We start from the raw sequence: 20319 nt of genomic DNA, 5'->3' as shown, positions 1-20319 counted from the left end.
GTGTTGTTCGGGGGGTGGGTGTGGTGCGTCGGGTTGGGGGTGGTGACGTCGGCGCCGGTCAGCGGCCGGGGGGCCCGGGCGCGGGGGGGGGGGGCCCACGGCTCGAACGGCTGGTCCGGTCAGGTCGGTGGGGTTCGACCGGGTCGGCCGGGGTCAGTACACGCTGACCTGGTACGCGGAGAGCGCCGCGTTGACCGGCTGGTAGAAGGTCGTGCCGCCGCTGGTGCAGTCGCCGCTGCCGCCGGAGGTGAGGCCGAGGGCCTTGGCGCCGTCGTACAGCGGGCCGCCCGAGTCGCCGGGCTCGGCGCAGACGTTGGTCTGGATCAGGCCGCGCACCGTGCTGCCGTCGGAGTAGCGCACGGTGACGTTGAGCGCGGTGACGGTGCCGCCGTGGGTGCCGGTGGTCGAACCGGTGCGCTTCACCGACTCGCCGACGACGGCGTTCGGGGCGGAGCTGAAACCGCCCGGGTGGCTGAGCGCGCTGTTGTCGTAGCGGACGAGCGCGTAGTCGTGGTTGGGGAAGGTCGAGCTGATGGTCGGGCCGATCCGGGTGCTGTGGGCGGCGTCGGTGTACCAGTCGGGGGCGACGTTGCCGCAGTGCCCGGCGGTGAGGAAGTAGTAGGTGCTGCCGCTCACCACGTTGAAGCCGAGCGAGCAGCGGTACTCGCCGCCGTAGATGGCGTCGCCGGCGGCGAGCAGCGGGGTGAAGACGCCGGGGACGCGGTGGACGTCGAGGGTGGACGCGTCGGGGCCGGCGGCGCGCATCAGCCTGGCGAGCGCGGCCGGGGAGACGGTGCTGTCGGCGGTCACCACGACGCGTCCGGCGGCCTCGTCGACGTACCAGGCGGTGCCGTCGACCTCGGCGTCCAGGATGGCGTCGCTGATCGCCAGGAGCTGTTCCGGCTCGGCGCGGGTGGGAGCGGCGGCGGCGCCCGGCGCGGCGACCGCGGTGGCGGTCAGCAGGCCGAGGGCCGCGGCGAGCAGACGGAAGCGGCGGGTGGTTCCGGTGCGGGGCGTGGTGCCGGTGCGGGGCGTGGTGCGCTTGATCCTCACCGATCTCCTCCTGAGGGGGTGACGGCCCTGAGGGTTGGGGCCGTGGAACGCGGTCAGGCGGTGGGCGGACCCCGGCCGGTGCTCTCCGGAAGCACGACGGATGATCAGCTCCTGACAGGCGCTGACCGGAAGTATGAGGAAACGGACTGTTCGGTACAAGCTTCCTGATGGGGTGTCGGCGGACCCGCGGGCTCGGGGGTGATCCCGCGGATCCGCCGTTCGGCGGCTCCTACAGGGCGGGCACCGGTTCGGGCCCGGCCAGGCGCCGGCCGCGGTGGAGGGCGTGCAGCGAGAGCGCGCAGAGCACCCCGAGGGCGCACAGCGCCAGCCAGGGGAGCGCGGCGAGCCCGGCCGCGCGGGCGGCGTCCAGGGCGGCGCCGGTCAACAGGTTCCCCAGCGTGATGCCGATCCCGCAGACGGTGTTGTAGAGCCCGTAGTGGGTGGCGACCAGGCGGTCCCCGGAGAGCCGGACCACGGTGTCCATCTCGAACGGGTAGGCCAGCATCGTGCCCAGCGCCAGCAGGAACGCGGCCAGCGCGGGCGGCCCGGCGGCGAGCGCCCAGCGTCCGGGGCCCGCCCCGGGGACGGGCAGGGCCGAGGCGGCGAGCAGCGGCAGGAAGGCCGCGCCCATCACGGCCACCCCCGCGACCAGGGCGGTGCCCGGCGCGATCCGGGCCCGGCACCAGGCGGTGACCCTGGTCTGGAGCAGGATCGTGCCGAGCCCGGACACCACGAACAGCAGCGCCGTGGCGGCCGTTCCGCCGGTGCCGTCGCCGCCCAGCCTGCGGACCTCCAGCGGCAGCGCCAGGTACACCTGGAAGGACAGCACGTACGAGCCGGTCATCGCGCCCGCGAAGAGCAGGAACGGGCGGTTGGCCAGCACCCCGCGCCACTGCCCGAGGACACCCGTGCGCTCCGGGCCCCCGGCGGGCTCGGCGCCCCGGCGGGCCGGCAGCGAACGGATCTGCACCGCGCTGAGCACCGCGAACACCCCGGCCGCGACCAGGCAGGTGGTGCGGAAGTCCACCGCGGTCAGCGCCATGCCGACCAGCGGGCCGAGCAGGATGCCCGCCTGGTAGAAGACGTTGAACAGCGCGAACGCGGCCACCCGCTGCTCGCCCGCGTCCCGCGCCAGGTAGGCCCGGACGGCCGGGTTGAACAGCGCCCCGGCCAGCCCGGTGGCCGCCGAGGCCGCGACCAGGGCGGCCAGCGAGGAGGAGAGGCCGAGCGCGGCGAAGCCCGCGGTGCGCAGCAGGCAGCCCGCCACGATCAGCGGCTTGTAGCCGAACCGGTCGGCCAGCGTGCCGCCGACCAGGAACATCCCCTGCTGGGTGAAGTTGCGCACCCCGAGCACCAGCCCGACCGTCCAGCCGGCCAGGCCGAGACCGCCGGACAGATGGGCGGCCAGGTAGGGCATCAGCATGTAGAAGCCCAGGTTGATGGTGAACTGGTTGACCATCAGCAGCCGGACGCTGCGCTCGTGGCCGCGGAACTGGGCGGTCAGCTCCCTCACTCGGCACCGCCGGAGGCGCTCGCGAAGGTCAGCGGGTCGACCACCTTGGCGCAGCGCGTCCAGCGGGTGACCTCCCGCTCGTCCGGCCGGGCGAGTTCGTCCGGGGCGTCCGCCGGTGGGCGGTCGAGCAGGTCGTGCGCGGCGCCGTACTCGTCGTCGTAGACGGTGCCGAGGTAGCGCTGCGGCCCGTCCGGGAAGATCGCGGCGATCCGGGTGCCGGCGGGCTGGGTGCGGGCCAGCCAGCCGGCCACCAGGGCGACCGCGCCGACGCTCCAGCCACCGGTGGCGTAGTGCGAGGCGGCCAGCCGGCGGCAGGTCCAGACGGCCTCGGCCGGGGCGACCCAGTGGACCTCGTCGAAGGTGCCGTAGGCGACGTTGCGCGGGTAGATGCTGGAGCCGAGGCCGCGCATCAGCCGGGTGCGGGCGGGCTGGCCGAAGATCGTGGAGCCGATGGTGTCGACCCCGACCACCCGCAGGCCCGGGTAGAGCTGGCGCAGCACCCGGGAGGTGCCGGCCGAGTGACCGCCGGTGCCGACGCTGCACACCAGGACGTCCAGGTGGCCGAGCTGGGAGGCGAGTTCGAGCGCCAGCGGGGTGTAGGCGGTGGTGTTGTCGGGGTTGTTGTACTGGTCGGGGCACCACGAGCCGGGGTGGCGGGCGAGCAGCTCGGTCACCCGGTCGCGCCGGGCCTGCTGCCAGCCGCCCTGCGGGTGCGGGCTGGCGACCGCCTCCACCTCGGCGCCGTAGGCGGTGAGCAGCCTGGTCATGGCCGGCTCCAGCCCCGGGTCGGTGACCAGCGTGACCGGGTGCCGGTACACCATGCCGGCCAGCGCGAGGCCCAGTCCCAGCGTGCCGCTGGTGGACTCGACGATCCGGCCGCCCGGGCGCAACTCGCCGCGGGCCCGGGCCCGTTGGACCATGTGCAGGGCCGGGCGGTCCTTGATGCCGCCGGGGTTGAAGCCCTCCAGCTTGGCCCAGAAGCCGCGTCCCGCCGGGGCGAGCGGCTCGCCGATCCGCAGGACCGGGGTGTTACCGACCAGGCCGCTGAGGGCCGCGTGGTCGTCGGTGCGATGGGTGAGGGACGTCATGTCTGTTCTCCTGTCGGGAGGTTGGCGGAGGATTCGGCGGCTCGGACGGACGCCGAGCCGCTATATCCGCCACCGACCGGTGGCCAGGAGCAGGCCTCTCGGCCCGGGCGTACCAGCGGAGCGCACGTCGGAAGCCGTGGGGCGCCGGGCGGCCGGCTCGGCCCGGTCACCGGCGGGGGCGGCGACCGGGCACGGCGCGGGCAGGGCCGTCGACCGGACGGACCGCTGCGCGGGCGCGACGGCCTCCCCGGTCACGCAGTGCCGTTCCAGGGCGTCGGCGGGGTCGGCGGGGGCGTCGCTCGGCTCGGCCGGGGCGGTGACCGGGGTGGCGCGGAGCGGATGGGCGTCGAAGTGCTGCTGCGGGCAGCCGGCGGGCAGCAGGGAGAACAGGCCGAGCAGCAGCGCGGCCAGGAGCCGGATGGGCATGACGGGACTCCGCGCGGCCGCACGAGGGCGGCAGCGGATCGGCGACGGCGGGGACGGACGCGGGCGGCGCGCGCCGGTCCGCACCGCGTGGGCGGGCGTGGCGGGGCGCGGCCCGGGCCGGTCTAGACCCTCAGCTGGGCCATCCGGTGCGGGAGTTCGGGTGTTCTGGCCTCGGTACTCCCGGTCGCAGGGCCTGCCGGGCCCGGGGCCGGGACCTGTTCGCCGAGGTCGGGGCGGACGGCGACGGCGGGCCAGGCGGCCTCGGCGCCCGGTCCGTCCTCGGGCTTGCCGGACAGGCAGTCGCCGCCGGGGTGGTCGGCGTCCTCGTCGTGCTCCTGGTGGTGCGCGGGCTGCGGGGAGTGCGCGGTGTGCGGGCCCTCCGGCGCGGACCAGACGATCCGGATCGGATCGGTGTGCCCGGCGCCGGTCTCCGCGCCGAACCCGTGGGAGGCGAACACGGCCACCAGCAGCGCGCCCAGCCAGAACAGTCGCGCCGCCACCCCTCGGGGGCGGGCGCGCCGTGTACGCAACGGCGACCGGGCGGTGACCATGTCGTGATCCTAACCCGGCTTCCCGCTCCGCCAATAGCGCGTCTCAGGCCATGTGATGAACAGTCAATCAGCCGCTCGGGGATGAGATCTGAAGAAAGTGTTATCGGGGAGAGCGGGGAGGGTCTCCTGGGCGAGGGAGTGAACGCACGATGCCGTGGGTGAGGTCCACGGCGGGATCGCGGAGTTCGAGATGGGGCACTCCGCGCGGAGCCGGAAGGCTCCGACCGCGTCCGCTCCCCACGCGCCGCCGGATCGTCCCGTCCGGCCGGCGCACCCGGCGGTCCGCACGCATCCCCCCTGGCTGCGGGCCGCCGGGCTCACGGGCTCCGGACCTGCTCCCGGGTGAGCCGCCACACCAGCTCCTCACCGGTTTCGGCCGGGGCGAGGGCTTCGGCGGGGCGGCGGAGGTGCTCGGTGAAGCCGAGACGGGCCGGGACGGCGCCGCTGGCCCGGTTGGCGGGGTCGTGCACGATCTCGACGCCCTCCACGCCGGGGAGGCGGAAGGCCTCCTCGGCCACGGCCCGAACGGCCCGGGTGACCAGCCCGCGTCCGGTCGCGGCGGGGTGCAGCCAGTAGCCGATCTCGCGGACGTCGGCCGGGGTGTCCTCGCGTAGGAACAGCCCGCAGGTGCCCACGATGGCGCCGTCGAGCACGATCGCGTAGCTGAAGTCCCGTCCGCTCTCCCAGAGTTCCGCGCGGCCGGCGAGGAACTCGGCGGTCTTGTCCCGGCTGTGCTCGGCCACCCAGGGCATCCAGGGCCGCAGGTGCTCCAGCGACTCCTCGATGACCGCGAAGAACTCGGGCAGGTCCGACTCCGCGTCGAAGCGGCGCAGGGTGAGTCCGTCCAGGGCGATGACGTGCTGTGGATGGTTCATGACGGGAGGATGGTCCCTCCACCCCTCGCCCGGCAACGGCTTTTGGCGGCGGCGGCAGCGGGCGGTGGTGGTGGGCGGTGGTGGTGGCGGGCGGGAGGCAGGGGCCGGGCGCCCCGCAGTTCCGTACGCGCCTCAGCTCCGGGCGCCGCGCCCCGGTGCGTGGCCGACCCGGGGCTGGCCCGCCGGGGTGCGCCGCTGCAGCAGGACGGCCGCCTCGCGGTCGGTGACCTCGTGGAACTCGCCGTACCAGGGCCCGGCGGCGTGGGCGTAGCGGGGCAGGTGGAGGCAGACCACGGCGTCCACGTCCCGGCGCAGGTCGGCCGCGATCCGGGCGTCGCAGACCGGTGCCGCGAGGATCAGCCGCGCCGGGTGGTCGGCGGCGAGGGCGTGGATGGCGGCCCGGGCGGTGAGGGCGTCGGTCAGGCCGTCGGAGACCAAGACGGCGGTGCGCCCGTCCAGCGGCAGCCGGCTGCGGCCCGGGCGGTAGAGCGCCTCGCGGCGGTGGAGCTCGACCCGTTCCCGTTTGACGCTCGCGCCCAGCTCGGCCGCGGTGACGCCGAGGCTCTCCAGGGTGTACCGGTCGAGCAGCGGCGGGTCGCCGTCGGCGATGGCGCCGACCGGGCGGTCGTGGCCGGGCACGGCCAGCGGCCGGACCACCGTGGCGTCGAGCGGGGCGTCCAGGGCCTCGGCGACCTCGGCGGCCACCGGCAGCCCGCCGGGGGCGAGCCCGAGCACCACGACCCCGCTCTCGGCCCGCCCGGCCAGCAGCGGGAGGAGCCTGCGGGCCAGCTGGTGTCCGGCGGTGCTGCGGTCGAGGAATCTCACGGGTCTGTCCTTGTTCTCCACGTTCTCCACGCGGTTCTTCACATGGGTTCGTCACGCGGGTCCGTCACGCGTTCGAGCGCCCCGGCCGGGCCGGGGTGGTGCGAACCGGCGGGCGGCCTGCGGCCCCGCCACCTGTGCTGCTTCCCCGTTGCGGCGGCCTCTAACGCCCGGGCCGCGATTCGGAGGTGATCCGGGCCCGGCGGCCCCGGCGGGGTGTGCCGCCGCCGGGTTCGGGCAGGCGTACGGACATGGACGGCCGACGGACGGCGCTCCCGCCCGTACCCGGGTCGCACGCGGGCACGACCGTCCGCGCGGCCCGGTACGGCGCGCGCGATGATGGCCGGGACGGCGCCCCGCCGTCCCCACCGGACCGGGAGCGAGCCATGGCAGGGCCACCCGAGCAACCCCAGGAGCCCGTGGGCCGGACCGGACCCGGCGGTCCCGACCCCGCCGCTCTGCACGTCACGGTGGGCGACCGGGGGCCGGTCCGGATCGTCACGGTCGCCGGGGAACTGGACCACGACAGCGCGGACGAACTGCGCGCCGCACTCGCCCGGCCGCCCTCGGCCGACGGCATCGAGCGGATCGTGGTCGACCTCGCCGGCCTGCGGTTCTGCGACTCGACCGGGCTGAACGTCCTGCTGCGCGCCCGGCTGGACGCGCGGACGGCCGGCCTGCGGCTGGAGCTGGCGGGCGCCGGCCCGCTGGTGGCCCGGCTGTTCGCGGTCACCGGGGCCGACACCGTGCTGCGCGTCCACCCCGACCTGCGCACGGCCCTGGCGGCTTCCGGCGAGGGCCCCGCCGGGCCCGTCACGCCGTCCGGACCGAGCTGAGGAGGCAGGCCGTGGACCGCCCCGGGAACGGTGGGCCGCCAGGCCGGGAGCAGACCAGGCGCCTGGTGCTGGAGGGCAGCGCCGGCGCGGTGCAGCGCAGCCGCGACTTCAGCCGGCGGGCGCTGGTGTCCTGGCACTGGCTGCCGGCCGTCGACGAGGACCGGCGGGCCGCGGCCGAGGACGTCCTGCTGATGGTCTCCGAGCTGGTCACCAACGCCTGTCTGCACGCCCCCGGTGGCCCGCGCGAGCTGCGGCTCCGCTGGGACGGCGCCCGGCTGCGGGTCGAGGTCGCGGACGCCAGCCCCGTTCCGCCGCGGCTGCGCCCGTCCGCCGCCGCGGGGCGCCCGGGCGGGCACGGGCTACGGGTGGTGGACCGGCTCGCCGCCGCCTGGGGCTCCCGGCCCGAGGACGGCGGGAAGCTGGTCTGGCTGGAGGTGTCGCGCCCGCCGGTCCTGACGGCGGCCGGGGCGGACGGAGCCGCGGCGGGCGGCGGCGGGGCCGGGGAGCCGCTGCGGGCGGACGGGGGCTGACCCGCGTCCTTCCGTGCCCCGCGTCCTTCCACGCCCCGGAGGGGTTTCCGCCGCGCCGCAGCGGACAGGCGCCTGGTCGAGAGCACCGGCGGTCGGCCGGTGCAGCGTCCGGAGCGAGCGAGCGAGCGGGCTGGCCGGGCCCGGACGGGGCCAGAGGAGCGAGCAGCCATGATGCAGCGGCCGTCGAAGTCCGGGAGCCCGGCCGTCGACCGGGCGGAGGGGCTCACCATCGAGACCCGGCCGTGGGCCCTGGGCGCCGTGCTGGTGCTGTTCGGCGAGCTGGACCTCGACTCGAGCGCCGACCTGCGGGACGCGCTCGACCGGGCCCTCGTCGAGCCGGCCGGCGTGGTCGTGGTGGACTGCGCCGGGCTGGAGTTCTGCGACTCCACCGGGCTCAACGCGCTGCTGCGGGCCAAGGCCCGGGCGGCGGTGGACGGCAGCCGGATCGAGCTGGCCCGGCCCCGGCCGCTGATCCTGCGGATGCTCGAACTCACCGGCGCCACCGACGCCTTCCCGATCCGGGAGGTCGTACCGGGCTGAGGCCGCGGGCCCCGCGCGGACCCGCCCCGAGGACAGGCCGGCGGCACGCCCAGCCCAGGGGCCGTCCTCCCCGAGTGTCGCCCCCGGCCCGCGGTGGCACAGTGGGAGCAGGGCGGCAGGCCTGTCGCCCCCGGGTCCGAGGTGGCCGGACGGCGCACCCCGGCCGTGCGAGCGATCCGGACGGTGGGCGGATGGACGAGCAGCCGGTGGCCGGAGCCCCCGCGGCCGACCCGGCCGACCCGGCCGAGCAGGCGCTGCGGCAGCTGCTCGCCGGGCTGACGGCCGTGCGCGACGGGGACTTCCGCACCCGGCTCGCCCCGGACCGGCCCGGGGTGCTGGGGGAGATCGCCGAGGTCTTCAACGGCATGGCCGACCAGCTGGCCCGGGTGACCTCGGAGGTGACCAGGGTGGCCCGGGAGGTCGGCACCGACGGGCGGCTCGGCGGACAGGCGCAGGTGCCGGACGCGACCGGGACCTGGCTGGAGCTGACCGACGCGGTGAACGCGATGGCGGGCAACCTGACCTGGCAGGTGCGCAACATCGCCCAGGTCACCACGGCGGTGGCGCGCGGAGACCTCACCCAGAAGATCGAGGTGGACGCGCGCGGGGAGATCCTGGAGCTCAAGAGCACCGTCAACACCATGGTGGACACCCTGTCCTCGTTCGCGGACGAGGTGACCAGGGTCGCCCGGGAGGTCGGCACCGAGGGCCGGCTCGGCGGGCAGGCCCAGGTGCCGGGCGTCGCCGGGACGTGGCGCGACCTGACCGACTCGGTGAACGCGATGGCCGGGAACCTGACCTGGCAGGTGCGCAACATCGCCCAGGTGGCGACCGCCGTGGCCGAGGGGGACCTGACCCAGAAGATCTCGGTCGCCGCCCGCGGGGAGATCCTGGAGCTCAAGACGACCATCAACACGATGGTGGACCAGCTGTCCTCGTTCGCCGCCGAGGTGACCAGGGTGGCCCGGGAGGTGGGCACCGAGGGCCGGCTCGGCGGGCAGGCGGACGTCCGCGACGTCTCCGGCACCTGGCGGGGCCTCACCGAGTCCGTCAACGTCATGGCCGACAACCTCACCGCCCAGGTCCGTGCGATCGCCGAGGTGACCACGGCCGTCGCGGAGGGGGACCTGACCCAGAAGATCCGGGTCGACGCGCGCGGCGAGATCCTGGAGCTGAAGGAGACCATCAACACGATGGTGGACCAGCTGTCCTCCTTCGCGGACGAGGTCACCAGGGTCGCCCGGGAGGTCGGCACCGCCGGGAACCTGGGCGGCCAGGCCACCGTCCGGGGAGTCTCCGGGACGTGGAAGGACCTCACCGACAACGTCAACGTGATGGCCTCCAACCTGACCGCCCAGGTCCGCTCGATGTCCGAGGTGGCGACCGCGGTGGCGCGCGGCGACCTGTCCCGGAAGATCACCGTGGAGTCCCAGGGCGAGGTCGCGGCCCTCGCCGACGCCATCAACACCATGGTGGACACCCTGTCCGCCTTCGCCGACGAGGTCACCAGGGTCGCCCGGGAGGTCGGCACCGAGGGCATCCTGGGCGGCCAGGCCCGGGTGCCCAACGTCGCCGGGACGTGGAAGGCCCTCACCGACAACGTCAACTTCATGGCGCACAACCTGACCAGCCAGGTGCGCAACATCGCCCAGGTCACCACCGCCGTCGCCGAGGGCGACCTGACCCGCAAGATCGACGTGGACGCGCGCGGGGAGATCCTGGAGCTCAAGACCACCGTCAACACGATGGTGGACCAGCTGTCCTCGTTCGCCGCCGAGGTGACCAGGGTGGCCCGGGAGGTCGGCAGTGAGGGCCGGCTCGGCGGGCAGGCCCGGGTGGAGGGCGTCTCCGGCACCTGGAAGCGGCTCACCGAGAACGTCAACGAGCTGGCCGGCAACCTCACCCGGCAGGTCCGCGCCATCGCCGAGGTCACCAGCGCCGTCGCGGCCGGAGACCTGACCCGCTCGATCAGCGTGGACGCCTCCGGGGAGGTCGCCGACCTCAAGGACAACATCAACGCGATGGTCGGATCGCTGCGCGAGACCACCCTGGCCAACCAGGAACAGGACTGGCTCAAGACCAACCTGGCCCGGTTCTCCGCCGCCATCCAGGGCCGGCGGGACATCCGCGCCGTCGCCGAGATGATCACCGACGAGGTGACCCCGCTGGTCGGCGCCCAGTACGGCGCCTTCTTCCTCGCCGAGGAGGGCGCGGAGGGCACCGAACTGGCCCTGATCAGCGCCTACGGCCGCCCGACCGGGGAGCGGCGGCGGCTGCGGCTGGGGGAGTCCCTGGTCGGCCAGGCCGCCCGGACCCGGCGAACGGTCACCGTGGACGAACTGCCGCCCGGTTACGCCACCGTCTCCTCCGGAGCGGGCAGCGCCGACGCCCGCTCCGTGGTCATCCTGCCGATCGCCCTGGAGGAGTGGCTGATCGGCGTGCTGGAGTTCGCCTCCGTCCACCCGTTCACCCAGGCCCACCACGACTTCCTGGCCCAGTTCGCCGAGGCCTGCGGGGTCAACCTCGGCAACCTGCTGGCCAACGCCCGCACCGACGAACTGCTCGGCGAGTCGCAGCGTCTCACCGCCGAACTCCAAGCCAGGTCCGAGGAGTTGCAGGACGGGCAGGAGGAACTTCGGCGCTCCAACGCCGAGTTGGAGGAGAAGGCCGCGTTGCTCGCCCAGCGCAACCGGGACATCGAGGCGAAGAACCTGGAGATCGAGCAGGGCCGCCAGGAACTAGAGGAGCGGGCACAGGAGTTGACCCGCACCTCGATGTACAAGTCGGAGTTCCTGGCCAACATGAGCCACGAGCTGCGCACCCCGCTGAACAGCCTGCTCATCCTCGCCCAGCTGCTCGCCGAGAACAGCGGCGGCAACCTCACCCCCAAGCAGGTCGAGTTCGCGGGCGTCATCCACTCGGCCGGCACCGACCTGCTCCAGCTGATCAACGACATCCTGGACCTCTCCAAGGTGGAGGCCGGGAAGGTGGACCTGGCCATCGAGCCCTTCGCGGTGCGCGAACTGCTGGAGTACGTGGAGTCCGCCTTCCGGCCGCTGGCCGACCAGAAGGGGCTCGCCTTCGAGGTGTCCGTCGACCGGGCCGTGCCGGAACGGATCGCCACCGACCAGGCGCGGCTGCGCCAGGTGCTGCGCAACCTGCTCTCCAACGCCGTCAAGTTCACCGACGTCGGCCGGGTCGAGCTGCGGATCGAGCGCGTCGAGGGGGACGGGCTGCCGCCCGGGCTCGGGCGGACACCGGCCGCGGTGGCGTTCCACGTCGACGACACCGGGATCGGCATCGACCCGGCCCACCTGGACACCATCTTCGGGGCCTTCCAGCAGGCCGACGGCTCCACCGCGCGACGCTACGGCGGAACGGGCCTCGGCCTGTCGATCAGCCGGGAGCTCGCCCGGTTGCTCGGCGGCATCATCACCGTCCGCTCCTCGGCGGGGCAGGGCAGCCGGTTCACGCTCTACCTGCCGTTGAGCGGGCGCACGGTGGCGGCGGAGGGCGGGGCCGAGCCGCGCGTCCTGGTGGTGGAGCCCGACCCGCCGGGACTGCTCACCCAGCTCGCCCGGGCGGCCGTCGGGGCGCTGGAGGCCTCGCCGGGCGGCGCGGCGTCGGGTGTCGCGGCGTCGGGCGGCCCGGGCGAGGACGAGGGCGAGGGCGAGGGCGAGGATGAGCGCGGACCGGCGAGGGCGGCACGGGTCGAGGCGGTGGGTGACGAGCCCGGGCTGCGGGCCGCGCTCACCGGCGGGCCGTACGGGTGCGTGCTGCTGGACCTGGTCGGCGCCGCGGACCTCGCCCCGCCGCTCGGGCAGCTCGCGGCGAGCGGTACGCCGGTGCTCGGGTACGGGGGCGGCGGCGCGGCCCCCGAGGGCGTGGAGCGGGTCGGCGGGTTGGACGAGCTGCGGGTGCGGGTGATCCGGGCGCTCGGCGGCGGGAGCCCCCGGGCGGTGGGGGAGACCGAGGAGACCGACCCGCCCCCGGCCGGGGCGGGACCGCTCACCGGGCGGACCGTGCTGATCGTCGACGACGACATCCGCAACGTCTTCGCGCTCACCGCCGCCCTGGAACGGCACGGGCTGAACATCCTGCACGCCGCCGACGGCCGCGCCGGCCTCGACCTGCTGCACGCCCACCCGGAGACCGACCTGGTGCTGATGGACGTCATGATGCCGGGCATGGACGGCTACGCCGCCATCGCGGAGATCCGCGCCGACGCGCGCTTCGAGCGGCTGCCGGTCGTCGTCGTCACCGCCAAGGCCATGCCCGGCGACCGGGACCGCAGCCTGGCCGCCGGGGCCGACGACCACATCACCAAACCGGTCGACACCGGCCGGCTGCTGGAGCGGATGCGGGACTGGCTGGACGCGTCATGACGGCTCTTCGGCGCGGGGGAACCGCGGCCCGGCCCCGGGGTGCGACATGACGTCCGCGCGGGACTCCTCCGCACGGGACTCCGCGGCGCAGGAGGCCGCGGCGCAGGAGGCCGCGGAGCGCACCGCCCGGGCCCTGGCCGAGACCGTCCGCCGCCTCCAGGCGGCCGCCGCCCGGGCGCACGCCGAGGCGCGGACCAGGGCCGCCGTCGACCTCGCCACCGGCATCCTGGCCGAGCGGCTCGGCCTGCCGGTCGCCGAGGCCGCCGCTCACCTCGCCCGGCTGGCCCGGGAGTCGGGCGTACCGGTGCTCGCACTGGCGGCGGACATCGCGGGGCTGCCGGAACCGGAGCCGGGCCAGGAACCGGAACCGGGCACGCGAGCCGGGCCCGGACCGTCGGGATTCGGACGCCCCGCCGCCGAGCCTCCCGAGGCCGGCCTTCCCGTCGCGCCCGCACTCGCCGCCGCGACCGACCTGGAGCACGCCGCCGGGGCCGTGCTGGACCAGGCCGCGGCGGCGCTCGGCGTCCGCGCCGTGGCCGTCTGGCAGCGGCTGCCCGGCGGCGCGCTCGCCCTCGCCGCGCACGCCGGGCTCTCCGCCGAGGAAACGGCCGGCTGGTCCCGGGTGCCGCCCGGCGTCCCCACCCCGGCGCAGCTGGCCGTCGGCGGGGGAGCCGAGCTGTGGCCCGGCGAGCCGGGGGCGGACGGGCCCTCGCCGGGCGGCCCCGGCGCCCGGGCGGTCGTCCCGCTGCTCGACCGGCGCCGCCGCAGGGGAGCACTGGAGCTCCTCTGGCCGGCCACCGGACCGGACTCCGCGCCGGTGCTCGGCCCGGCCCAGCGCCGGGTGCTGTACGCCCTCGCCGACCTCTGCACGACCCTGCTCGGCCCGCCCCCGGAGCCCGTGGCCCCCGAGCAGGCCGACGCCCTCCTGGACGGCCTGCTCACCCCCGCACTGCTGCTGGCCCCCGCCGTGCGGGCCGAGCGGATCGCCGACTTCACGGTGCTGCGGGTCAACGCCCGGTTCCGCGACCCGCTCGGCCGCCCCCGGGAGGCGCTGGAGGGCGCCTCGCTGCTGGAGACCTACCCGGTCGCCTGCGCCGCCGGGCTGCTCGACCGGCTGCTGCGCGCGTACGAGACGGGCATGCCGTCGACCCCCGAGCGGGTCCGGCTGGCCTTCCGCGAGCACGGGCCCGCCGTCCCGGTGGCCGTCCTGCTCTCGGTCGTCCCGCTCGGGTCCCGGGTGCTGCTCTGCTGGCAGCTGGACGACGAGCGGGAGGAGGACGAGCAGGTCGCCCTGCTGCGCCAGGCCCAGCGGCTGGCCCGGGTGGCCGGGTTCGAGGAGCGCCCCGCCGAGGGCGGGATCCGCTGGAGCGACGGGCTGCGCGAGCTGTACGGGCTGCCGCCGGACGCCCCGCCCGTACCGCTGGAGCGCCTCGTCCGGCACACCCACCCGGACGACCGGCCGGCGATCCGGCGCCTGCTGGACACCGTCCGGCACCACCACCGCACCGCCTCCGCGGTGGTCCGGCTGGACCGCCCGGACGGCACCCACCGCTTCACCCGGGTGATCGCCGAGCCGGTGGTGGACGAGACCGGCCGGCTGGTCGCCGTCCGCGGCGCCTACCACGACGTCTCCGCCCAGCACTGGACGGAGGTCGCGCTCGGCGCCACGCGGGAGCGGCTGGCCGACAGCGAGCAGGAGTCGGCCGAGCGGGCGCAGCTGGCACTGCGGCTGCAGCAGGCGATCCTGCCCGCCGCCCCGCCGCCGCTCGCCGTCACCGGCCTGCACGCCGCCGTCCGCTACCGGCCCGCCGCCCAGCGCGACCGGGTCGGCGGCGACTGGTACGACGTGCTGGTGCTGCCCGACCGGCGGGTGCTGCTCGCGGTCGGGGACGTGGCCGGGCACGGCGTCGGCGCGGCCACCGGGATGGTCGCGCTGCGGCACGCGCTGCGCGGCCTCGCCGTCACCGGGGCCGGCCCGGGCCGGCTGCTGGCGTGGGCCAACACCGTCGCCCTGCGCGAACCGGGCCAGGTCACCGCGACGGCCGTCTGCGTGCTGGTGGACCCGGTCGGCGGCGAGCTGTGCTGGGCCCGGGCCGGCCACCTGCCGCCGATCCGGCTCGGCGCGGACGGCGCCCAGGTGCTGCCGCTGCCGCACGGCGTGCTGCTCGGCGCGCTGGACGACGCCGAGTACGAGGAGCGCACCGCCCGGCTCGACCCCGGCGACGTCCTGCTGCTCTACACCGACGGGCTGGTCGAACGCCGGGACCGCCCGGTGGAGGAGTCGGTGGAGCAGCTGCTCCGGGCGGCCGGCGCCCCCGGCCCGGACCTGGAGCAGTACCTGGACCGGCTGCTGGAGCTCAGCCCCGCCGACACCGACGACGACACCTGCCTGATCGCCGTCCAGACCGAGTAGGCCGGGCCCTGGTGCGCTGAGCGCCCATGTCACAGTTCGCGGATCTCACGCCCGGTCAGCGCGTAGCCGAACGCGCCCGTCAGGCACAGCCCGGCCGCGGCGAACACGTCCTGACTCCCGAACGCGTCCACCGCCGCGCCGGCCGCGATCACCGAGACCGGGAGGACGCCCAGCGCGCAGACGGTGACGGCCGCCATGACCCGGGCCGGCAGCGCGGGCGCGGTGCTCCGCTGCACGCCGGTGACGACGCCGCCCGCGGGCCACTACTCGAAGGTGAGCAGGGCCGCCACCGTGTTGCCCTCGGCGTCCAGGCACGCGGTCGTGTTCGACCCGTCCGGGTCCGCCAGGATGCCCAGCACCGTGCCGGTGCCGGCCTCGTCCGGGATCATCAGCCAGTCGTCGGCGAAGTCGCCCTCGACCGGCTCCACCGGCCAGTCGGCCGGGTCGATCGAGGCGCGCTGGAGCATCTCGCGGAGGTTCTCCAGCCGCCAGCCGTCGCCCCCGGCGGCGCGCGCGTGCAGGGCGGCCCAGGCGCGCTTGAGCATCGGGGTGGACGGTTCGATCCAGGTGGTGCTGGGGTCGGCGTGCAGCACGGCCAGGCCGGAGGGGGTCGCCACCCGGTCGCCCCAGTCCTCCGTGCTCACCGGGACGGTGTCGCCGGGGTGCACCAGAGCCGCCACCGGCTGCCCGGGCGCGTCCTCGCGGGAGACCAGGTAGACCGGCGTGCCGCCGGGCCGCATCGGAAAGCCCGACCCCTCCGGCCCCAGCGGGTCGTAGATCGTGCCGTGGCCGGCGGACCCCTGGATCAGGCCGATCCGCTCGATCCGCCAGCCCCAGCCGTCGATCGTCCACTTCCCCTCGGACGGATCGGCCAGGGCCGTGGTCAGCGCGGGCAGGTACTCGTAGTCGTCGTCGAACATCAGGTCTTCCTCGGAACTCGTAGGTGACGAGGAGCCTAGGCTCTGCCTCGGACACGTCGTCCCGCGAGGCCGGGGCGGATGACGGTCCCGGCGCGGTCCTCGCGTCGGTCGGTGCCCGCGTCTCGTACGGGGCGCGGCCCTTCTCCTGCTCCGTCGAGCAAAAACTTGCCGATTCGGAAACATTGCCGGATCAGAAACATTGCCGTGTCGGCAAGTTCTCGCCTACGCTGCTCGCATGGCACCAGAAAGTGAGCCCCGTACGACCGGGCAGCCCGGACTCCGCGAGCGCAAGAAGCGGGAGACCCGGGTCGCGCTCAGCCAGGCGGCGATCCGGCTCTGCGTCCTGCACGGCTGGGACGCGGTGACGGTCGATCGGATCGCCGCCGAGGCCGACGTCTCGGTCCGAACCTTCCGCAACTACTTCGCGAGCAAGGCCGAGGCGATCGCGGCCAGTCACCTGGAGCGGATGCTCCGGGTCGCCGACGACCTGCTCGCCCGTCCGGCCGACGAACCGCTGTGGGACGCGCTGCTCCACGCCGTCCTGGGCCGGTTCGCGCCGCCGGACACCTCCGGGGCGGGCGGCTCCGCTTCGCAGGGCGACCGTTGGCGTGAGGGGGTGCGGCTGATGCTGGCCGAACCCGCGCTGGCCGGCGAGATCGTCAAGGCCAACGCCGCCGCCCAGCAGGAGCTGGCCAAGGCCGTCGCGCGGCGCACCGGGACCGACGCCGACCGCGACGTCTACCCGAAGCTGGTCGCGGCCGTGGTCGGGGCCGCGAACGCGGTGGCCGTCGAACAGAGCCTGCGCGCCGACGAACCCGTGCCGCTCGGCGCGGTCCTGGCCCAGGTCTTCGAGCAGCTCGCCGCCGGCCTGCCCGTCCCGTAGCCGGAACGGGCGATCGACTCGCTTTCGGTGCCACCCCTTCCCGTTCGGACCAAGGAGACGTGACCGTGACAGCCGACGTGATCATCGTGGGAGGCGGCCCGAACGGCCTGATGCTGGCCTGCGAACTGAGCCTGGCCGGCATCCGCCCGACCGTGCTGGAGCAGCTCCCGCAACCCGGCACCGAACCCAAGGCCAACGGCCTGCTCGGGCAGGTGGTGCGCCTCGCCGACCACCGTGGCCTCTACGAGCCGCTCAGCGGCAGCGCGGAGCCCCCGCAGCCGAACTCCGCCTACTTCATGTTCGCCGCCATGGGCTTGGACCTCGGTCTGCTGGACGCCAGCCCGGTCCACGGCCTGGCCGCCCCGCAGCACCGCATCGTCCAGGTGCTGGAGGAACGCGCCCGCGAACTCGGCGTCGACCTGCGGCGCGGGCACCGGGTCGACGCCGTAGCCCAGGACGAGGAGGCCGTCACCCTCGACGTCACCGGACCCGACGGCGACCAGCGGCTGCGGGCCCGCTACGTGGTCGGCGCGGACGGCGCGCGCAGCGTGATCCGCAAGCGGAGCGGGATCGGGTTCCCCGGGGTCAGCTACGACCGGCGCACCAACCGCACCGCCCACGCCACCGTCCCGGCCGACTGGGTCGACCCCGCCGGCGGCGCCCTCACTGTCCCCGGCCACGGCCCCGTCCTGCCCTTCCTGCCCCACCGCACCGAGCGGGGCGGCTTCTCCTACGCGCCGTTCCCGGGCCAACCGCCACTGGTCAGCACCACCGAGTGGGACCAGGCCGTGACGGACGAGCCGATGACCCTGGCCGAGATGGAGGCGAGCATCCGCCGGGTCCTCGGCGTCGACCTGCCGCTCGGCCCGCCGGACGGCACGGGCCCGCACGTGCTGCGGCGGTTGAACGGCGGCAACACCCGGGTCGCCGACCGGTTCCGCGACCGCCGGGTCTTCCTGGTCGGCGACGCCGCCCACGTCTACACCTCCGGCGGCGGCCCCGGGCTGAACCTCGGCCTGCAGGACGCCGCCAACCTCGGCTGGAAGCTCGCCGCCGCACTGCGCGACACCGCCCCGCCCGGCCTGCTCGACAGCTACGACACCGAGCGCCGCCAGGCCGCGCGCCGCATGGTGCTCAACGCCGAGGCGCAGTCCGCGCTCACCGCACCGGGAAGCGACACGACCGCCCTGCGCGAACTCTTCACCGAGCTGCTCACCCGCAAGGAGGTCGTCCGGCACCTCGCCGACCTCACCGCGGGCACCGACGTGCGCTACGACATGGGCATCGCCGATCCCCACCCCGCGGTCGGCTACTTCGCGCCGGAGCTGGAGCTGACCACCGGTGCGGGAAGGATCAGGATCGCCGAACTCGCCCGCACCGCCAGCCCGTTGCTGATCGACCTGACCGAGGAGCGGTCACTGGCGGCCGTGCTCGCGCGGGGCCAGGACACCGTCGAAGTCGTCACCGCGAAGGGTGGTCCGGCCGACCTCACCGGGCTCCTGGTCCGCCCCGACGGCTATGTGGCCTGGGCCTGCGGCTCGCCCGGCCCGGGCCTGGACGAGCTGGCCGAACTGCGGGGGGCCGTCGAGCGCTGGTTCACGGCCTGAGCGGCAGACGCCGCGCGTCGCCGGCCTCTCCGGAGCCCGGCGACGCAGGGGCGGCGTTCGATCGTCGCGGGGAAAGCATGGGTTGGTTTGTGACGTTCCATCACTTTGGACACGAGGATACGACTTGGCAACGGTATGTCCGTTCCTCTGGCCAGAACTGACGAATCGTCGTCACTCTCGGTGGTAGCTCTCTCACCGCACCGCTACCACCCCTGGAGTCAGAGTGAGCACCACCCCCCTCTCCCGCCGCCCCCTCGCGGCGGTGGCCGTGGCGGTCGTCGCCGCCCTCGCCGCCCTCGCGATCCCGACCACCGCGGCCGCCACCTCCGCCGCCCCCGGTACGCGGGACACCGCGATCGCCCAGGCCCGCGCCAACGTCGCCCACAACGCGGAGGAGTTCGGCTTCGGTCCGAGCCAGGACCTCGTGCCCAGGGACGTCGTCCTCGACGCCGACGGCGCCTCGCACGTGCGCTTCGACCGCACCTACCAGGGCCTGCCGGTGGTCGGCGGCGACCTGGTCGTCCACCAGGACGCCCGCGGCCGGTTCAGGGACTCCACCCGTGCGGCCGGTCACGACCCGACGGTGAAGTCCACCGTCCCCGTGGTGCCCGCCCAGACCAGTGCCGCCAACGCGCTCTCCGCCGTCCCCGGCATCCAGGACGCCGTCAGCACCCCCGAACTCGTCATCTGGGCCGCGGACGGCACGCCCCGCCTGGCCTGGCGCACCACCGTCGAGGGCAGCGGCGACCACGGCCAGCCCGCCGGACGGGTCGTCGTCACCGACGCCATCACCGACGACCCGATCGGGGACTACGACGCCGACTACCAGGCCTCGGGCGTCGGCAACTCCGAGTACACCGGCAAGATCACCATCGACACCACCCCGATCAGCGGCGGCTACACCCTCACCGACCCGGTGCGCGGCCACATCACCAAGGACGCCAACAACGTCGCCGCCGGCTCCGTCAACGCGAGCTCCGGCACCCCGTTCACCAGCACCACCAACGTCTGGGGCGACGGGAAGAAGTTCTCCACCAACCGCGCCACCGCCGCCGTCGACGCCCACGCCAACACCGCCTGGACGTGGGACTACTACAAGAACGTCCACAGCCGCAACGGCATCAGGAACGACGGCAAGGCCGCCACCGTCTTCGTCCACGTCGGCACCAAGTGGGACAACGCCACGTGGACCGACAGCTGCTTCTGCATGAAGACGGGGGACGGCGACGGCACCACCGACCCCGAGCAGGTCGACCTCGACACCATGGGGCACGAGATGACCCACGGCGTCACCGGCGCCACCGCCAAGCTGATCTACAGCGGTGAGTCCGGCGGCCTCAACGAGTCCACCAGCGACATCTTCGGCACCATGGTCGAGTGGTACGCCAACAACCCCATCGACACCCCCGACTACCTGTTCAGCGACCAGTCCACCCCGCCGTGGCTGCGCCGCTTCGACAAGCCCTCGCTGGACGGCAGGTCGGCGGACTGCTGGAGCAGCGGCGTCGGCAGCCTCGACGTGCACTACTCCTCGGGCGTCGGCAACCACTGGTTCTACCTCGCCAGCGAGGGCAGCGGCAGCAAGACCATCAACGGCGTCACCTACAACAGCCCCACCTGCGACAAGTCCACCGTGGCCGGCATCGGCAACCAGAAGGTCGCCAGGATCTGGTACCGGGCGCTGACCGTCTACATGACCTCCACCACCAACTACAAGGGCGCCCGCACCGCCTCGCTGAACGCGGCCCGCGACCTGTACGGCTCCGGCAGTACCGAGTACAACGCGGTCGCCGCGGCCTGGAGCGCCGTCAGCGTCAACTAGGCGTCTCCGACCGGCACCGCGACGTGCTCACCGCGACGGTGGCTCATTGTGACGG

At 75.0% G+C, this 20319-nt stretch carries 17 protein-coding genes; 8 read left to right on the top strand and 9 right to left on the bottom strand.

Annotation, left to right across the window (positions count from 1 at the left end; genetic code table 11):
• Positions 1-153: 153 nt before the first annotated feature.
• The 7 genes from ACFWP2_RS29685 to ACFWP2_RS29655 all read right to left on the bottom strand — a co-directional run bounded on the left by ACFWP2_RS29685 (position 154) and on the right by ACFWP2_RS29655 (position 6331).
• Entirely contained in the window at positions 154-1053 is a 900-nt protein-coding gene (locus ACFWP2_RS29685) for a S1 family peptidase (RefSeq protein ID WP_380457046.1), read from the bottom strand.
• Between the two features lie 229 nt (positions 1054-1282).
• Positions 1283-2512: an MFS transporter gene (locus ACFWP2_RS29680; protein WP_380457048.1), complete on the bottom strand. Its 1230-nt coding sequence runs from the start codon at positions 2510-2512 to the stop codon at positions 1283-1285.
• Positions 2513-2562: 50 nt separating this feature from the next.
• On the bottom strand, positions 2563-3654 hold the full coding sequence (locus ACFWP2_RS29675) for a PLP-dependent cysteine synthase family protein (protein WP_380457044.1): 1092 nt from the start codon (positions 3652-3654) through the stop codon (positions 2563-2565).
• Positions 3655-3714: 60 nt separating this feature from the next.
• The gene (locus ACFWP2_RS29670) at positions 3715-4080 is read right to left on the bottom strand and encodes a hypothetical protein (protein WP_380457042.1); all 366 of its coding nucleotides are present in this window, start codon (positions 4078-4080) and stop codon (positions 3715-3717) included.
• A gap of 122 nt (positions 4081-4202) precedes the next feature.
• The gene (locus ACFWP2_RS29665) at positions 4203-4631 is read right to left on the bottom strand and encodes a hypothetical protein (RefSeq protein ID WP_380457040.1); all 429 of its coding nucleotides are present in this window, start codon (positions 4629-4631) and stop codon (positions 4203-4205) included.
• A gap of 317 nt (positions 4632-4948) precedes the next feature.
• Positions 4949-5506, bottom strand: coding sequence for a GNAT family N-acetyltransferase (locus ACFWP2_RS29660; protein WP_380457038.1), 558 nt, complete (start codon positions 5504-5506; stop codon positions 4949-4951).
• A gap of 132 nt (positions 5507-5638) precedes the next feature.
• On the bottom strand, positions 5639-6331 hold the full coding sequence (locus tag ACFWP2_RS29655; protein WP_380457036.1) for a phosphoribosyltransferase: 693 nt from the start codon (positions 6329-6331) through the stop codon (positions 5639-5641).
• A gap of 383 nt (positions 6332-6714) precedes the next feature.
• Here ACFWP2_RS29655 and ACFWP2_RS29650 point away from each other — a divergent pair, with 383 nt between their 5' ends.
• The 5 genes from ACFWP2_RS29650 to ACFWP2_RS29630 all read left to right on the top strand — a co-directional run bounded on the left by ACFWP2_RS29650 (position 6715) and on the right by ACFWP2_RS29630 (position 15032).
• On the top strand, positions 6715-7164 hold the full coding sequence (locus tag ACFWP2_RS29650) for an STAS domain-containing protein (protein WP_380457034.1): 450 nt from the start codon (positions 6715-6717) through the stop codon (positions 7162-7164).
• 11 nt (positions 7165-7175) lie between these two features.
• On the top strand, positions 7176-7694 hold the full coding sequence (locus tag ACFWP2_RS29645; protein WP_380457032.1) for an ATP-binding protein: 519 nt from the start codon (positions 7176-7178) through the stop codon (positions 7692-7694).
• Between the two features lie 168 nt (positions 7695-7862).
• Complete coding sequence (locus tag ACFWP2_RS29640; protein WP_380457030.1) at positions 7863-8234, top strand: STAS domain-containing protein; 372 nt, start codon at positions 7863-7865, stop codon at positions 8232-8234.
• Between the two features lie 191 nt (positions 8235-8425).
• A complete protein-coding gene (locus ACFWP2_RS29635) occupies positions 8426-12619 on the top strand; it encodes a HAMP domain-containing protein (RefSeq protein ID WP_380457028.1) in 4194 nt (1397 codons plus the stop codon).
• A 46-nt stretch (positions 12620-12665) separates the two neighbouring features.
• Positions 12666-15032: a PP2C family protein-serine/threonine phosphatase gene (locus ACFWP2_RS29630; RefSeq protein WP_380457026.1), complete on the top strand. Its 2367-nt coding sequence runs from the start codon at positions 12666-12668 to the stop codon at positions 15030-15032.
• Between the two features lie 29 nt (positions 15033-15061).
• On the opposite strand, the gene ACFWP2_RS29625 is transcribed toward ACFWP2_RS29630, so the two are convergent.
• Positions 15062-15268, bottom strand: coding sequence for a hypothetical protein (locus ACFWP2_RS29625; protein ID WP_380457024.1), 207 nt, complete (start codon positions 15266-15268; stop codon positions 15062-15064).
• 27 nt (positions 15269-15295) lie between these two features.
• Positions 15296-15952 carry a hypothetical protein gene (locus ACFWP2_RS29620; protein ID WP_380457022.1) on the bottom strand — a complete coding sequence of 219 codons (657 nt, stop codon included), beginning with the start codon at positions 15950-15952 and terminating at the stop codon, positions 15296-15298.
• A gap of 235 nt (positions 15953-16187) precedes the next feature.
• On the opposite strand from ACFWP2_RS29620, the gene ACFWP2_RS29615 reads away from it, so the two are divergent.
• The 3 genes from ACFWP2_RS29615 (at position 16188) to ACFWP2_RS29605 (ending at position 20264) form a co-directional block, all read left to right on the top strand.
• The gene (locus ACFWP2_RS29615; protein WP_380457020.1) at positions 16188-16835 is read left to right on the top strand and encodes a TetR/AcrR family transcriptional regulator; all 648 of its coding nucleotides are present in this window, start codon (positions 16188-16190) and stop codon (positions 16833-16835) included.
• A 65-nt stretch (positions 16836-16900) separates the two neighbouring features.
• A complete protein-coding gene (locus ACFWP2_RS29610) occupies positions 16901-18442 on the top strand; it encodes an FAD-dependent monooxygenase (protein ID WP_380457018.1) in 1542 nt (513 codons plus the stop codon).
• Positions 18443-18665: 223 nt separating this feature from the next.
• Positions 18666-20264 carry a M4 family metallopeptidase gene (locus ACFWP2_RS29605; protein ID WP_380457016.1) on the top strand — a complete coding sequence of 533 codons (1599 nt, stop codon included), beginning with the start codon at positions 18666-18668 and terminating at the stop codon, positions 20262-20264.
• Positions 20265-20319 lie beyond the last annotated feature (55 nt).

The organism is Kitasatospora sp. NPDC058444, from assembly GCF_042721415.1.
Lineage (GTDB): Bacteria > Actinomycetota > Actinomycetes > Streptomycetales > Streptomycetaceae > Kitasatospora.
This window is presented reverse-complemented; position numbering and strand designations above follow the sequence as displayed.

What these genes read in the sequence shown, in the direction of transcription:
- ACFWP2_RS29680 (WP_380457048.1), bottom strand. Translation starts at nt 2,512, where the DNA reads ATGGTCAACCAGTTCACCATCAACCTGGGCTTCTACATGCTGATGCCC.
- ACFWP2_RS29675 (WP_380457044.1), bottom strand. Translation starts at nt 3,654, where the DNA reads ATGACGTCCCTCACCCATCGCACCGACGACCACGCGGCCCTCAGCGGC.
- ACFWP2_RS29670 (WP_380457042.1), bottom strand. Translation starts at nt 4,080, where the DNA reads ATGCCCATCCGGCTCCTGGCCGCGCTGCTGCTCGGCCTGTTCTCCCTG.
- ACFWP2_RS29665 (WP_380457040.1), bottom strand. Translation starts at nt 4,631, where the DNA reads ATGGTCACCGCCCGGTCGCCGTTGCGTACACGGCGCGCCCGCCCCCGA.
- ACFWP2_RS29660 (WP_380457038.1), bottom strand. Translation starts at nt 5,506, where the DNA reads ATGAACCATCCACAGCACGTCATCGCCCTGGACGGACTCACCCTGCGC.
- ACFWP2_RS29650 (WP_380457034.1), top strand. Translation starts at nt 6,715, where the DNA reads ATGGCAGGGCCACCCGAGCAACCCCAGGAGCCCGTGGGCCGGACCGGA.
- ACFWP2_RS29640 (WP_380457030.1), top strand. Translation starts at nt 7,863, where the DNA reads ATGATGCAGCGGCCGTCGAAGTCCGGGAGCCCGGCCGTCGACCGGGCG.
- ACFWP2_RS29635 (WP_380457028.1), top strand. Translation starts at nt 8,426, where the DNA reads ATGGACGAGCAGCCGGTGGCCGGAGCCCCCGCGGCCGACCCGGCCGAC.
- ACFWP2_RS29630 (WP_380457026.1), top strand. Translation starts at nt 12,666, where the DNA reads ATGACGTCCGCGCGGGACTCCTCCGCACGGGACTCCGCGGCGCAGGAG.
- ACFWP2_RS29620 (WP_380457022.1), bottom strand. Translation starts at nt 15,952, where the DNA reads ATGTTCGACGACGACTACGAGTACCTGCCCGCGCTGACCACGGCCCTG.
- ACFWP2_RS29615 (WP_380457020.1), top strand. Translation starts at nt 16,188, where the DNA reads ATGGCACCAGAAAGTGAGCCCCGTACGACCGGGCAGCCCGGACTCCGC.